This is a genomic window from Kitasatospora sp. NPDC096147, from assembly GCF_044763225.1.
Taxonomy (GTDB): domain Bacteria; phylum Actinomycetota; class Actinomycetes; order Streptomycetales; family Streptomycetaceae; genus Kitasatospora.
Map to the genome: position 1 here is coordinate 175,804 of NZ_JBIWFX010000012.1, position 14,381 is coordinate 190,184.

Annotated in this window: 10 protein-coding genes and 1 pseudogene; 3 read left to right on the top strand and 8 right to left on the bottom strand. The window is 73.9% G+C overall.

Annotated features, from left to right (window positions below):
- Nucleotides 1-129: 129 nt before the first annotated feature.
- Nucleotides 130-1,749: a DUF5691 domain-containing protein gene (locus ACIRBX_RS30030; protein WP_402301639.1), complete on the top strand. Its 1,620-nt coding sequence runs from the start codon at nucleotides 130-132 to the stop codon at nucleotides 1,747-1,749.
- 55 nt (nucleotides 1,750-1,804) lie between these two features.
- On the opposite strand, the gene ACIRBX_RS30035 is transcribed toward ACIRBX_RS30030, so the two are convergent.
- From ACIRBX_RS30035 to ACIRBX_RS30055, 5 genes are all read right to left on the bottom strand, one after another.
- Nucleotides 1,805-2,212: a cobalamin B12-binding domain-containing protein gene (locus ACIRBX_RS30035; protein ID WP_402301641.1), complete on the bottom strand. Its 408-nt coding sequence runs from the start codon at nucleotides 2,210-2,212 to the stop codon at nucleotides 1,805-1,807.
- A 164-nt stretch (nucleotides 2,213-2,376) separates the two neighbouring features.
- Nucleotides 2,377-4,959, bottom strand: a complete 2,583-nt coding sequence (gene pcrA / locus ACIRBX_RS30040) for a DNA helicase PcrA (RefSeq protein ID WP_402301644.1) — start codon at nucleotides 4,957-4,959, stop codon at nucleotides 2,377-2,379.
- A gap of 84 nt (nucleotides 4,960-5,043) precedes the next feature.
- The gene (locus ACIRBX_RS30045; RefSeq protein WP_402301646.1) at nucleotides 5,044-6,696 is read right to left on the bottom strand and encodes a hypothetical protein; all 1,653 of its coding nucleotides are present in this window, start codon (nucleotides 6,694-6,696) and stop codon (nucleotides 5,044-5,046) included.
- 265 nt (nucleotides 6,697-6,961) lie between these two features.
- Nucleotides 6,962-7,660, bottom strand: coding sequence for a LuxR C-terminal-related transcriptional regulator (locus ACIRBX_RS30050; RefSeq protein ID WP_396296738.1), 699 nt, complete (start codon nucleotides 7,658-7,660; stop codon nucleotides 6,962-6,964).
- Nucleotides 7,653-9,098 carry a PspC domain-containing protein gene (locus ACIRBX_RS30055; RefSeq protein ID WP_402301649.1) on the bottom strand — a complete coding sequence of 482 codons (1,446 nt, stop codon included), beginning with the start codon at nucleotides 9,096-9,098 and terminating at the stop codon, nucleotides 7,653-7,655. Before ACIRBX_RS30055 ends, ACIRBX_RS30050 begins: the two co-directional genes overlap by 8 nt.
- A 133-nt stretch (nucleotides 9,099-9,231) precedes the next feature.
- On the opposite strand from ACIRBX_RS30055, the gene ACIRBX_RS30060 reads away from it, so the two are divergent.
- Together ACIRBX_RS30060 and ACIRBX_RS30065 are read left to right on the top strand one after the other, a co-directional pair.
- Nucleotides 9,232-10,791 (top strand): PspC domain-containing protein, encoded by a 1,560-nt coding sequence (locus tag ACIRBX_RS30060; protein WP_402301652.1) that lies wholly within the window; start codon nucleotides 9,232-9,234, stop codon nucleotides 10,789-10,791.
- On the top strand, nucleotides 10,788-11,027 hold the full coding sequence (locus ACIRBX_RS30065; protein WP_402301654.1) for a hypothetical protein: 240 nt from the start codon (nucleotides 10,788-10,790) through the stop codon (nucleotides 11,025-11,027). Before ACIRBX_RS30060 ends, ACIRBX_RS30065 begins: the two co-directional genes overlap by 4 nt.
- 3 nt (nucleotides 11,028-11,030) lie before the next feature.
- Here ACIRBX_RS30065 and ACIRBX_RS30070 read toward each other — a convergent pair whose 3' ends face one another.
- From ACIRBX_RS30070 to guaA, 3 genes and pseudogenes are all read right to left on the bottom strand, one after another.
- Nucleotides 11,031-11,501 carry a ubiquinol-cytochrome c reductase iron-sulfur subunit gene (locus tag ACIRBX_RS30070; protein ID WP_402301730.1) on the bottom strand — a complete coding sequence of 157 codons (471 nt, stop codon included), beginning with the start codon at nucleotides 11,499-11,501 and terminating at the stop codon, nucleotides 11,031-11,033.
- 15 nt (nucleotides 11,502-11,516) lie between these two features.
- Nucleotides 11,517-12,044: pseudogene (locus ACIRBX_RS30075) on the bottom strand (DoxX family protein); the annotation flags it as partial.
- A 165-nt stretch (nucleotides 12,045-12,209) separates the two neighbouring features.
- The gene (gene guaA / locus ACIRBX_RS30080) at nucleotides 12,210-13,805 is read right to left on the bottom strand and encodes a glutamine-hydrolyzing GMP synthase (protein WP_402301657.1); all 1,596 of its coding nucleotides are present in this window, start codon (nucleotides 13,803-13,805) and stop codon (nucleotides 12,210-12,212) included.
- Between the last annotated feature and the right edge of the window lie 576 nt (nucleotides 13,806-14,381).

Consider the following 14,381-nt stretch of genomic DNA (forward strand, 5'->3'; position numbering starts at 1 on the left):
CCGCCCGTGGGGCGACCGGCAGCCCCGTCCCCACGTGACCACGCGCCACACCCCCCGGGCCGACCACGGGCACCGCCCCGGGACGACCGACGTCCACGGCGACCGACCGACGATCCGACGGAGGGTCAGATGACCACCGACCTCTGGCAGGAGCTGACCACCACCGCCCTGCTCGGCACCGACCGCCGCCCGCTCCCGGCCGGCCCGGCCGACGTCCCGGTGGACCGCACCGACCCGGCCACCGCACTGCTCGACCTGGCGGCCGTGGCCACCGTCCGGCGCCGGGCGGGCGCCACCGCCGACCCGGCCGTCCCGCTGCCCGCCCCGGCCGGGCCGGACCCGCGCCCCGAGCCGTCCCCGGACGCCGCCCGGCGGCTGGCCGTCCTGCTCGGCGGCCACGGCACCCACGGCGGCGGCCACGGCACCGCCAACCTGGGCGAGCTGCTCCCGCAGTGGCTCGGCACGGCCCGTCGGCACGGCTACCGCGCCCCGGCCGCCGCCGTCCCCGCCCTGCTGGACGCGGGGCGCGCCCGGACCGAACTCCGGCCGGACGTGGTCGCGCTGACCGGCCCGCTGGGCCGCTGGCTGGCCGAGCGGAACCAGGAGTGGCGGTACGTCGGCCGCACCGTCACCGAGGAGCTCGCCCCGGAGCCGGACGAACGGCTCTGGCAGGAGGGCCTGTTCGCCGAGCGGGTCAGCCTGCTGGCCCGGCTGCGCCGCGCCGCCCCGGCCGCCGCGCTGGACCTGCTCGCCTCGACCTGGCCGACCGAGCGGGCCGAGGACCGGCTGCTCTTCCTGGACACCCTGCACGAGAGCCTCTCGCTCGCCGACGAGCCCTTCCTGGAGGCCGCCCTCACCGACCGCAGCAAGAACGTCCGGGCCACCGCCGCCGAGCTGCTCTCCACCCTGCCCGGCTCGGCCCTGGCCGCCCGGATGGCCGAACGCGCCCGGGCCGCCGTCGGCACGGCCGACCAGGGCCGGCTCACCGTCCGGCCGCCCGCCGAGTGCGACGCCGGGATGCAGCGCGACGGGATAGCCCCCAAGTCGCCCACCGGGCGCGGGCAGCGGGCCTGGTGGTTCGGCGAGGTGCTGGCCGCCGCGCCGCTCTCGCTGTGGACCGCCGACACCGGCCTGACCCCGGATCAGCTGCTCCGACTGCCGGTCACCGAGGACGAGCCGGACGACTGGCGGGAGGACCTGCACGAGGCCTGGGCCCGGGCCGCCGTCCGGCAGCGGGACGCCGCCTGGGCCCGCGCGCTGCTCGGCCCGCCGCCGCGCCCGGCCGGGGCCCTCGCCCGGATCGCCGGCGCGGTCGGCCGCCGGAGCGGCCGGGCGGGCGACCGCAGCCGGTCGGCGGCCCAGGCGACGGGCGCCCCGGCCCGGCTGCTCGGGGTGCTGCCCGAGGCCGAGCGGGCCGCCTGGACGGCTGCCTTCATCGGGGCCCAGGGCCTGGGCGAGGCGTTCCAACTGCTCGGTGCCTGTGCCACCCCGTGGACCCCACCGCTCAGCACGGCCGTGGTCGAGGCCCTGGAGCGGGCCGCCTCCTCCGGCTCCTACCCGTGGAGCCACAGCGGGGTGCTCGGCATGACCGAGCGGGCGCTCTCCCCGGAGACCGCGCCCGCCGTCGCCGCGCTGGCCGCCGCCGCCACGCCGAACTCGGCCTGGGCCGACACCCTCGCCCGGCTGGCCGAGACGCTCCGCTTCCGGTCCGCCATGCTGGACGAGCTGGCCCCGGCCGCCGCCTCCTGAGCACGACGGAGGGCTCCGGGGTCGGTGACCCCGGAGCCCTCACGGTCCGTCAGGCTCAGCCCGCCGCACGCAGGTTGGCCTCCACCCAGGCCACCACGTCCCGGGTGGGGGTGCCGGGGGTGAAGATGTCGGCGACACCCATCCGCTTCAGCTCGACGATGTCCTCGTCCGGGATGATCCCGCCGCAGAACACCTTGATGTCCAGCGCGTCGCGCTCCCTGAGCAGCTCGATCACCCGGGCGCAGAGCGTCATGTGCGCACCGGAGAGGATCGACAGGCCGATCCCGTCCGCGTCCTCCTGGATCGCGGTGTCGACCACCTGCTCGGGGGTCTGGTGCAGCCCGGTGTAGATGACCTCCATGCCGGCGTCGCGCAGCGCCCGGGCGATGACCTTCGCGCCCCGGTCGTGCCCGTCCAGACCGGGCTTGGCGACCACCACGCGGATCGGCCCTGACACACCCATCACTGCCTCCGGTTAACGACCGATAACTGAACCTGAGGGGAGGGTAGCGCCACCCGCCCCGATTGGCGGAGACCCCTCCCCAAGCGAGGGGAAAATCACAGCCCCGGGGCGGGTCGGACCGACCCTAACCACCTACCCGGCCCGGGGCGACCCCTACCTGACCCCTAGAGCTTCTCGACCGGCGCGTAGCGCAGCAGCAGCTGCTTGCGCCCCGCGCCGCCGAAGTCCACCGTGGCCTGCGCCTTGTCGCCGACCCCGGTGGTGGCCACCACCGTGCCGAGACCGAAGGAGTCGTGCGTCACCCGGTCCCCGACCGCCAGTGCCACCACCTCCTTCTCGACCACCCGGCGGGCCGACTGACCCCAGCCCGCCTTCGGCGAACTCGCCGCCGCGCCACCGGACTTGCGGCTCCCGGAGGACGAGGAGAAGCCGCGCGAGGCCGGCACCGCCGAGGCGCCCGTCCGCTTCCAGTGCACCAGCGTCTCCGGGATCTCCTCCAGGAAGCGCGAGGCCGGGTTGTAGGAGGGCTGACCCCAGGCGCTGCGCAGCACCGAGCGGGTCAGGTAGAGCCGCTGCCGGGCCCGGGTCAGGCCGACGTAGGCGAGCCGCCGCTCCTCCTCCAGCTCCTTGACCTGGTTGAGCGCCCGCATGTGCGGGAAGATCCCGTCCTCCATGCCGGTCAGGAAGACCACCGGGAACTCCAGGCCCTTGGCGGTGTGCAGGGTCATCATCGTGATGACGCCGGCGCCGTCCTCGTCGTCCGGGATCTGGTCCGAGTCGGCCACCAGCGCCACCCGCTCCAGGAAGTCCGCCAGCGAGCCGACCGGCGGCCCCTCGTCGCCCTCCGGCCGCTCGCCCGGGTCCTGCTCGTACTCCAGGGCCACCGAGGCGAGCTCCTGGAGGTTCTCCACCCGGGTCTCGTCCTGCGGGTCGGTGGACGCCTGGAGCTCGGCCAGGTAGCCGGTCTCCTCCAGCACCGCCTCCAGCACCGCGGCCGGCCCGGCGCCCGACTCGACCACCTGGCGCAGCCCGGCCAGCAGGTCGTTGAACTTCTTCACCGCGTTGGCCGAGCGCGCGGCCATCCCGTACGCCTCGTCCACCCGCACCAGCGCCTGGGCGAAGGAGATCCGCTCCCGCTGCGCCAGCGCGTCGATCATCGCCTCGGCCCGCTCGCCGATGCCGCGCTTGGGCACGTTGAGGATCCGGCGCAGCGGCACGGTGTCCTCGGGGTTGGAGAGCACCCGCAGGTAGGCCAGCACGTCCCGGACCTCGCGGCGCTCGTAGAAGCGCACCCCGCCGACCACCTTGTACGGCAGGCCGACCCGGATGAAGACCTCCTCGAAGACCCGGGACTGGGCGTTGGTCCGGTAGAAGATGGCCACGTCACCGGGGCGGGCGTCGCCCGCGTCGGTCAGCCGGTCGATCTCCTCGGCGATGAACTGGGCCTCGCCGTGCTCGTCGTCGGCGACGTAGCCGACCACCTTCTCGCCGTCGTCCCCGGCGGTCCAGAGGTTCTTCTTCCGGCGGTTGGTGTTCCGCTCGATGACCGCGTTGGCGGCGGTCAGAATGGTCTGGGTGGAGCGGTAGTTCTGCTCCAGCAGGATGGTGGTGGCGTTCGGGTAGTCCTCCTCGAACTGGAGGATGTTCCGGATCGTCGCGCCCCGGAAGGCGTAGATCGACTGGTCCGCGTCGCCGACCACGCAGAGCTCGGCCGGCGGCACCTCGGCGAGGCGGCCCTCCGCCGGGTTCACGTAGTCGCCGTCCACGGTCCGCTTCGGGGCCGCGGTGGCCGAGCCGCCGCTCAGCTCCCGCACCAGCATGTACTGGGCGTGGTTGGTGTCCTGGTACTCGTCGACCAGGATGTGCCGGAACCGCCGCCGGTAGTGCTCGGCCACGTCGGGGAAGGCCTGGAGCAGGTTCACCGTGGTCATGATGATGTCGTCGAAGTCCAGCGCGTTGGCCTCGCGCAGCCGCCGCTGGTAGAGGAAGTAGGCCTCGGCGAGCTTCTTCTCGGCCGGGTTGGCGGCCTGGTCGGCGTAGGTCTCCTCGTCGATCAGCTCGTTCTTCAGGTTGCTGATCTTCGAGGTGAAGGACTTCGGCGGGTACTGCTTGGGGTCCAGGTCCAGGTCCCGGCAGACCAGCGCCATCAGCCGCTGCGAGTCGGCCGAGTCGTAGATCGAGAAGCTGGAGGTGAAGCCGAGCAGTTTGCTCTCCCGGCGCAGGATCCGCACGCAGGCGCTGTGGAAGGTCGACACCCACATCGCCTTGGCCCGGGGCCCGACCAGCGCCTCGACCCGCTCGCGCATCTCGCCGGCGGCCTTGTTGGTGAAGGTGATCGCCAGGATCTCGCCCGGCTGCACCCCGCGCGCGCCCAGCAGGTACGCGATCCGGTGGGTCAGCACCCGGGTCTTGCCCGAGCCCGCGCCCGCCACCAGCAGCAGCGGCGACCCGGCGTGCACCACGGCCTCGCGCTGCGGGTCGTTCATCCCCTCCAGCAGCTGCGCCGGGTCCACCACCGTCCGGGCGGCGCCGTTGCGGTACCAGGCGTCCCGCTCGGCCTCGGCCGCGTGGTCCCGCTCGAACAGCCCGTCCGGGATCGCCTCCTCGTACGGCGGCTCCTCCCCGTACCCCGGCGGCTCCTCGCCGTACTCGCCGGCCGGGGGCTCGTGTGCGGAGGACTGCTGCGACCCGGTGGCGGACGGAAGCTCGAACCCGGGGAGCGGAAGGTCGTCAAAGAGGCTACTCATGGCCCTCCGAGTCTATGGCCCGCCACCGACAAGCTCCCCGGCCTCCGGAGGCGGACATCGGGACGCCCTCCTGGAGGGACCCGGCTACGGCTCGGTGACCTTGACCAGGGCCTCGCCCTGGGGACTCGTCGTGACCAGGGTGAACCCCGGTCCGCTCGGCACCACACCGTCCTTCGGACGGACGATGACCCACTCGACGTGGTACTTGTCCACCAGCCTCCGCTTCTCGGTGGCGGTCGCCTCCCTGGAGAAGAAGGCCGAGGTGTCCCGGGCCCGCTCGTCGAGCTGCTCCTGCGGCACCGCCGGGTCCGGGTACCCCGCCTGGACCGTGTAGTAGCCGTAGGCCGGCAGCTGGACCAGCGGGCGCTCGCCGGCGGCCATCACGACGTCGCCGTACTCCAGGTACTTGGTGGCCCACCCGTAGCCCGGCCACGGGTTCCACGCCTGGACGTGGTGGACGACCCGCGTCGGGAAGTACTTCTTCGGGACCAGGTAGAACACCGCACCGGCCTGCACCCAGAGGCCGAAGACCAGCGCGGCGGCCACCACCAGCGCGAACGCGCGCCTGGACCAGCCCTTCACCGGGACCCGGGCCACCTCCAGGGCGACGGCCAGCTGCAGCATGACGATCAGGCCCGGGTAGGCCCGGCCCCAGCTGTAGTGGCCGCTGAACCAGCCGTACGCGACGACCGAGCCGATCAGCACGGCGGTGAGCACCAGCGGGTCGAGCCGGTCGCGGCGGAACCGCATGACCAGCGCGAACAGGCCGAGCACCAGCGCCAGGCCGAACCACTTCAGCGGGCGTTCGTAGAGGCTGCGGTGCATGCTGTCGAGCGCCGCCGACTGCTCCAGGTCGAACAGGCTCCAGTACGGCCAGGCCAGGATGCCGACCAGCAGCACGGCGGCGGAGAGCGACCAGAGCAGCCAGTCCCGCAGCGACAGGCCGCGGATCGAGCCCAGGATGATGCCCACCAGGCCGAGGCAGACCACGATGCCGGTGAAGGGGTGCGACAGCAGGATGACGAAGAGCGTCAGTCCGGCCACGAGGTGCGCCGGGATCCGGACCGCGAGCGAGTCCGACAGCGGCTCCTTGCCCGGCACCCGGCCGAGCAGCCGCAGCGTGCCCGCCCAGAGCAGGAACATCAGACCGGCCGCGAAGGCGCTCGGGTAGGAGACGCCCAGCGAGAAGGAGAGGAAGGACTCGTAGCCGCTCCACACCGAGACGTCGGTGCCCCACAGGAAGAAGTACGTGAGCAGCGCGATGACCGGGGCCCACGGCCGGGTGGTCAGCGCCCGCACGAACGCGCCGATGCCGGCCAGCACCAGCAGCACGTTGAGCACGGCCATCGCGTGCAGGACCTGCAGCGGGGTCCAGCCGGTGGCCAGCGAGACCAGTGCGGCGACCACCTGGTACGGCGAGAAGTACGGGCTGCCGTCGCCGGGCACGTCGATCATCGGGCTGGTCGGGTCGCCCAGGTTCTCGCGCAGCCGCCAGATGGTCGACGCGTGCTGACCGATGTCACCGGACCACGGCATGACCACGCACATCGGCACCAGGACCAGCAGGGCGAGCAGCGCGGTGATCCGGTACGGGGTCGGCCGGAACCAGCGGCGCGGCCCCCTGGCGGCGGGCCGGTCGCCGCCCCCACCGTCCCGTCGGGAGCCCGCCGCACCGGTGATCTCGTCCTGGTCGACGCTGGTCTCGGGCAGGGGGCTCGGGGAGGCGGCCTGGGTCATATGGATCAAGATACGCCAACGGCAAGGGCTCGCTTCCGCCCGAGGATTCCCTGGAGAACCGGTCCTGCGGCCCCCGGCCGCGGATGAGGGGCCCACCGGGCCGGTTCAGCCCGGATCGGTCCCCCCGGGGTACCCGGAGCCCGGCCCCGGCGGCCCGGTCGACCCGGCCGAGACCGAGCGGTCCCCACGGCGCTGCCCGAGCCCGAGCAGTCCCCGCGGCGCCGCCCGCCGGGCCTCCGCGGGCCCCGGCGGGCGCTCCGGACGGTCAGACCAGCCGGCGCGCGGTGGCCCAGCGGGTCAGTTCGTGACGGTTGCTCAGCTGGAGCTTGCGCAGCACCGCCGAGACGTGCGACTCCACCGTCTTCACCGAGATGAACAGCTGCTTGGCGATCTCCTTGTAGGCGTAGCCCCGGGCGATCAGCCGGAGCACCTCGCGCTCGCGCTGGGTCAGCCGGTCCAGGTCCTCGTCCACCGGCGGGGTGTCGGTGGCGGCGAAGGCGTCCAGCACGAAGCCGGCCAGCCGGGGCGAGAAGACCGCGTCGCCGTCGGCGATCCGGAAGACCGCGTTGACCAGGTCGGTGCCGGTGATGGTCTTGGTGACGTAGCCCCGGGCCCCGCCCCGGATCACCCCGATGACGTCCTCGGCCGCGTCCGAGACCGAGAGCGCCAGGAAGCGCACCCCGTTCGGGTCGGACATCACCGGGGCGGAGCGGCGCAGCACCTCGACACCGCCGCCACCGGGCAGGTGGACGTCGAGCAGCACCACGTCCGGCCGGGTCTCGGCCACCACCCGCACCGCGGACTCGACGTCGTCGGCCTCGCCCACCACGTCGATGCCGGTCAGCTCGGTCCGCCCGATCTCGGCCCGGACGCCGGTGCGGAACATCCGGTGGTCGTCCACCAGCACCACCCGGGCCCGCCGCTCCGGCTCCGCCGCCCCCGTAGCCGACACTGCGTCAGTCATCTGCCCTCTCCATCTCCAGCTCGACCTCGGTCCCGCCGTCCGGCGCGGGCCGCACCTTGGCGGTGCCCCCGTTGCGCTTCATCCGGCCGATGATCGACTCGCGTACGCCCATCCGGTCCTCGGGCACATCGTCCGGGTCGAAGCCGGGGCCGTGGTCACGGACGAAGACCGACACCGTCCGCCCCTCCACCTCGGCGTAGACCTGGACCGGCCCACCGCCACCGTACTTGGCGGCGTTGACCATCGCCTCCCTCGCGGCCTGCATCTGCGAGGAGATCCGCTCGTCCATCGGGCAGTCGCCGACGCAGACCAGCTCGACCGGGACCCCGTGCAGGTCCTCGACCTCGGCCACCACCGAGCGGATCCGCTCGGCCAGGGTGTCCGGCGCGGCCTCGGCGGCGGCCTCCGGGCGGTACAGCCAGAGCCGGAGCTCACGCTCCTGGGCCCGGGCCAGGCGCAGCACCTCCTTGGCGTCGTCGGCGTTGCGCTGGATCAGGGTGAGGGTGTGCAGCACCGAGTCGTGCACGTGGGCGGCGATCTCGGCCCGCTCTTGGGCCCGGATCCGGGCCGTCCGCTCGGCGCCCAGGTCCTGCCACATCCGCAGCGCGTACGGGCCGACCAGCACCAGCACGCCGGCCAGCACCGCGAGCGAGGCCTCCACCACCGAGGCGATGGTCGAGCCGTTGCCCTGGAGGATCAGGAAGGCCACCGTGCCGGCCACCACCAGCAGCACCCCGGCCCCGATCCGGGTGTACGCGGCCCGCCGCCGGGTGCCCTCCTCTATGCCGAACCAGCGCTGCCAGCGCGAGTCGTCGGCCTGCCGCCAGACCAGCGCGACGCCGACCCCGATGGTGAGCAGCGGCCAGACGTACGGCTTGGCCGGCTGGATGTTCAGCGCGCTGAGCAGCGCCATGATGCCGACCACCAGGCCGAGCAGTGCGAAGACCTGGCCGAGCCCGCCGCGCGGCGGCGTGCCGGGCCGCCCCTCGGCCGCCCCGGCGGCCACCGCCGCCTCGCCGTGGAAGGTGCGCTGGAGCAGCTCGCGCAGGCGGCCGAGCCGGGCCGGGCGCCCCTTGCGCAGCTCCTCACCACCCCCGACCACCGCGTCCGCGGGCACGAAGCGGCCGTTGACGTACAGCCAGCGCGGGCCGCCGCCGGCCGGCTCGCCGATGCCGATCGGCACCACGAACCAGAAGGCCGCGTAGAGCAGCACCCCGATGCCCTGGGCGAAGAACAGCAGCACGAAGGCGACCCGCACCCAGGCCACCGGCAGCCCCAGGTGCACCGCCAGCCCGTGCGCGACACCGCCGAGGATCCGGCCGTGCCGGCTGCGGTAGAGCCGCCGGTAGGGCGGACGCTCGACGTCGCCGTCGGCTGACGCGCCGTCAGCGGGGTAGGGGCCGTCGAGGGCTCTGGGATCGGTACCGGGGGCTGCCACGCCCCGAATGGTCACACGGGCGCGCCCCCGCGCGCATCAGGGTGCCACCCCGAAGCCGTCTCAGGGACAGATCAGGGTACGCACCGGGCCCCCGCCGGTTGGGCTGCGGCCCCGCAAGCACCAGGATGTGGGCATGACCGACGACCAGACCACCGTGCCGGGGCCCGCCGGAGCCGCCGCGCCCGAGCAGCCGCCCCGTCCGCCGCTCACCCGGAGCGAGCGGCACCGGGTGGTGGCCGGCGTCTGCGGCGGCCTGGGCCGCCACCTGGACATCGACCCGGTGGTGTTCCGGGTGGTCACCGCGGTGCTCTGCCTCTCCGGCGGTCTCGGCCTCTTCCTCTACGGCCTGGCCTGGCTGATCGTGCCGCGCGAGCCGGAGGACGGGCAGACCGGGCGGACCGAGCTCCAGCGGGTGCTGACCGGCCGGGTGGACGGTCAGTCGATCGGCGCGGTGCTGCTGACCGTGATCGGCACCGGGGTCTTCTTCTCCTCGATGGGCGACGGCGGCCAGCTGTTCCCGATCCTGCTGCTCGGCGGCCTGGTGCTGCTGGCCGTCCGGTACGACCCCGAGCGCCGCCGGCACCCCCGGGTGCGGGGCCGCCGCCGGGGCCGCGGCGGCCCGTACGACCGGCTGACCGACGAGCACGGGCACCCGTACGACGCCACCGGCGGCGCGCCCGGCTGGCGCACCGTCAACGACCCGGCGTACACCGACCCGTCGTACACCGAGCCGTCGGGTACCGAGCCGTCCGGCCGGGCGGCCTGGTGGGGCCAGGCCGAGCAGCAGATGAAGGCGGCCTGGCGGGCGCACGAGGAGCAGATGCGCACCGCCTTCGGCCACGGCACCGGGAAGGCCCACCCCGACACCCCGGCGGCCGGCCCGAGCGGCTACCTCTGGGACCCGCGCCACCCGGAGCGCAATCCGTACGGCACCACGCCCCCGCCCGGCGCCCCGGCGCAGCCCTGGTGGCAGCGGACCGACCTGCCGGAGGGCGATCCGCTGCGCAAGGCCGACGGCCCGCTGCCCGAGCCGCCGGAGCCCCCCCGGTGCACCGTCCGCCCGGCCGGGCGGACGGTGCACCGGGGGCCGAACCTGCTGGCCCCGGTCGGCCTGCTGCTGGCCGGTCTGGGCGGCACGCTGGCCTGGCTGGTGACGGACCGTCAGGGCGGGCAGGTGCTGCTCTCCACCGTGCTGGCCGCCGCGCTGGCCGGGATCGCGGTCGCGCTGCTGCTCGGCGCCCGCTACGGCCGGGCCCGGGGCCTGGTGGTGCCGGCCGGCCTGCTGGTGCTGCTGCTGGCCGCCACCTCCGGCACCGACCACACGCTGAACGCCAGTGTCGGGGACCGGTACTGGGCGCCCACCTCGGTCACCGAGGTGCGCCCGGAGTACGTGCTGGGCCTGGGCGACCTCAAGCTCGACCTGACCGACTTCGACCCGGCCGGCACCACCGTGACCAGTGCCGTCCGGCTCGGCGCCGGTGACCTCCAGGTCACCGTGCCGGGCGACGTGGAGGTCCGGCTCACCCTGAAGAACGGCCTGGGCGAGATCCAGGTCGCCGACCGCCACCTGTCCGCCGGGGTGGGCAACGACATGGAGTACCAGTTGCACCCGACCAACGGCCGGGCGTCCCGGGGGACGCTCGACCTCACCCTGTCCGTGGGCCTCGGCGACCTCCAGGTGGTGCAGTCGTGAGGAAGCACCCGATCGACCCGTTCTCGCTGATCGCGGGTCTGCTGTTCGGCACCCTGGCGGTGCTCTACCTGATCGCCTCGCTGAACGGCCGGGAGGTGAACGGCAGGGTGGTGCTGCCGGTCACCGTCCTGGTGCTGGGCGGGGCGGCGGTGATCGGCGCGGTCACCGCGATGACCCGCCGGTCCCGGGCGCTGCGCCGGGTCCGGGACGCCCGGCCGCAGCGGGAGGCCGACTGACCGTCAGGTCTGCTGGGCGCCCAGCTCCAGCTGGTCGCCCTTCCTGGTCACGGCGTACTTCGGCAGCGGCTTGGTGGCCGGCCCGTTCAGCACCGCGCCGGTGGTGGCGTCGAAGCGGGAGCCGTGGCAGGGGCAGTACATCTGGTTGTCCTTGGGCGCGTCCACCGCGCAGCCCGCGTGGGTGCAGACCGAGGAGAAGGCGCAGTACTGGCCGGCCTTGGGCTGCACCACGTAGAGCGCGTCTCCGGTCGCCGGGTCCTTCACCTGGGCCGAGCCGCCGACCGGCACCGAGGCGGCGGGGACCGTGACGCCGGTGCCCGCCGCGGCGGAGCCGGACGGGGCGGGCGTCGGGGTCGGTGCGGCGGCGGGCAGCTCGTCCCGGCCGAAGGTGGCGGTCAGCGAGCCGGCCAGCAGCCCGGCCCCGCCGAGCGCGACCGCCGCGATGCCGCCGTCCACCAGGGCCCGGCGGCTCACCTGGTCCTCCGTCAGCCCCCGGCGCCGGTCCCGCCCGGCCCGGGCGGCCAGGTAACCGTCCACCGAGAGGTACGGGGTGCCGGCCAGCACCAGCGGGGTCCAGGCCATCAGGTAGGCCAGGTCGTTGCCGTAGTAGTACGGGGAGACGTTCCAGCTGACGGTCAGCCAGAGGCTCAGGCTGAGCGCCGCGCCGCCGACCGCGGCCAGCCGGCCCCAGAGGCCGAAGAGGGTGCCGAGGCCGACCGCGAGCTCGCCGAAGGCGATGCCCAGGGCGAACAGCGTCGGCGCGTCCAGGGCCGGGCCGAGTGCCCAGCCGATCGGGCTGTTCGCCTTGGCGGCGGTGGTCTGCGCGACGAAGGAGGCGGAGTCCCCCGCCCCGGCCAGGAAGTGCGGGTCGGAGAGCTTGTCGAGCGCCGCGTAGACGAAGGTCACGCCGAGGAACAGCCGGAGCGGCAGCAGTGCGTACCGGGTCGCCAACTCCCGCCGCTGGGCGGCCCGTTCGGCTCTGCCGGGACGTTCCGGCGCGTTCAGCCCCACCGCCATGTGCCGTCACCCTTCGCTCACGGCCCGTCAACTCCTGACGGGTCCGGTCCGATTCTGCCCGCTGCCGGGCCGTTTCGGGGGCACGGCCCCTCCGGTGAAACGACCGCGCCGCCGCCCCCGATGCGGTCGGGGGCGGCGGCGCGGCCGTTCAGCTGCGGGGAGGGGTCACTCCCACTCGATGGTGCCCGGCGGCTTGCTGGTGCAGTCCAGCACCACCCGGTTGACGTCCTTGACCTCGTTGGTGATCCGGGTGGAGATCCGGGCCAGGGTCTCGTACGGCAGGCGCGACCAGTCGGCGGTCATCGCGTCCTCGGAGGAGACCGGACGGAGCACGATCGGGTGGCCGTAGGTCCGGCCGTCGCCCTGCACGCCGACCGAGCGGACGTCGGCCAGCAGCACCACGGGGCACTGCCAGATCTGTCGGTCCAGGCCGGCCTTGGTGAGCTCCTCGCGGGCGATGGCGTCCGCGTCGCGGAGCAGGTCGAGCCGCTCCCTGGTGACCTCGCCGACGATCCGGATGCCGAGGCCCGGACCGGGGAACGGCTGGCGCTGGACGATCTCCTCCGGCAGGCCGAGCTCCTGGCCGACCATCCGGACCTCGTCCTTGAACAGCTGGCGCAGCGGCTCGATCAGCTTGAACTGCAGGTCCTCGGGGAGACCGCCGACGTTGTGGTGCGACTTGATGTTCGCGGTGCCGGTGCCGCCGCCGGACTCCACCACGTCCGGGTACAGGGTGCCCTGGACCAGGAACTCGACGTCCTCGCCCTGCGCGCCGGCCTCAGCGATGATCTCGGCCTGGGCCTGCTCGAAGACCCGGATGAACTCCCGGCCGATGATCTTGCGCTTCTCCTCGGGGTCGGTGACCCCGGCCAGCGCGGTCAGGAAGCGCTCCTGGGCGTCGACCACCTTGAGCTGGATGCCGGTGGCGGCGACGAAGTCCTTCTCGACCTGCTCGGTCTCGCCCTTGCGCATCAGACCGTGGTCGACGTAGACGCAGGTCAGCTGGGAGCCGATGGCCCGCTGCACCAGCGCCGCCGCGACGGCCGAGTCCACACCGCCGGAGAGGCCGCAGATGGCGCGCTTGGTGCCGACCTGCTCGCGGATCGCGGCGACCTGCTCCTCCACCACGTTGGTGGTGGTCCAGGTCGGGGCGATGCCCGCACCCCGGTAGAGGAAGTGCTCCAGGATCTGCTGCCCGTGGGTCGAGTGCAGCACCTCGGGGTGGTACTGGACGCCGTAGAGCTTGCGCTCGTCGTCCTCGAAGGCGGCGACCGGCACCACGTCGGTGGAGGCGGTGACGGTGAAGCCCTCCGGGGCGGCGGAGCAGGCGTCACCGTGCGACATCCACACCGACTGCTCGGCCGGGGTGCCCTCGAACAGGGTCGAGCCGGTCTTGGAGACGTGCAGCGGGGTGCCGCCGTACTCGCGGGCACCGGAGTTGTCCACGGTGCCGCCGAGGGTGATGGCCATCAGCTGGAAGCCGTAGCACATGCCGAAGACCGGGACGCCGGCCTCGAAGAGCGCCCGGTCCAGGCGCGGTGCGCCCTCCTCGTAGACCGAGGACGGGCCACCGGACAGGATGATCGCCTTCGGGTTCTTGGCGAGCATCTCGGCCACCGGCATGGTGGACGGGACGATCTCGCTGTAGACCCGGGCCTCACGCACCCGACGGGCGATGAGCTGGGCGTACTGGGCGCCGAAGTCGACGACCAGCACGGTGTCGAGCTCGGCGGCGGACAGGTCGGGAGTTGCAGAGGACACAGACGGCCTTCCGGCAGCGGTGTGGGGGTGTCGCGGCCGATTCTACCGGCCGGGTGACGGCCGCCGGTTCACCCGCTTGCCGGGGCGGCGGGCCGTGACCGGAGTCACGGCGGGATCGTTGCACCAACCGACCGCACCACGCGGACCGCGCCGGCCAGGCGCGGACCGGCCGGCGCGGACACCGAACCATGCGCGTGGATCTCTCTTCAGTCCACCGGCGCGCGTGGCGCCGCCGCCCCGACCGGGGCGGCCCGCCGTGGGACCGTGCGCGGGTGGAAGTGGCCGGACCGGCAGGGGACAGCCGGGCCGGCGACGGCTGAAAAACGGTGAAGGTGGTGCGGCGGGTGGCTCCCGGGACGCCGGGGACGGCCGCCGCACCTCCGCACGCCCGTCCCGGCGTGCCACTACTACGGACAGTAGTCGACCGCAGGGTCGGTATCCACCGGCGTTCGACCGTCTCCGAACCGACCCGACAGGGTACGCCTGCCCCGAGAAGTACGCGCCGGACTGTACCGAACTGCGTCGAACCGGTTGCAGAGCCGGGGCTCCGTCCAGCACGATGCTGGATGTGGAGGT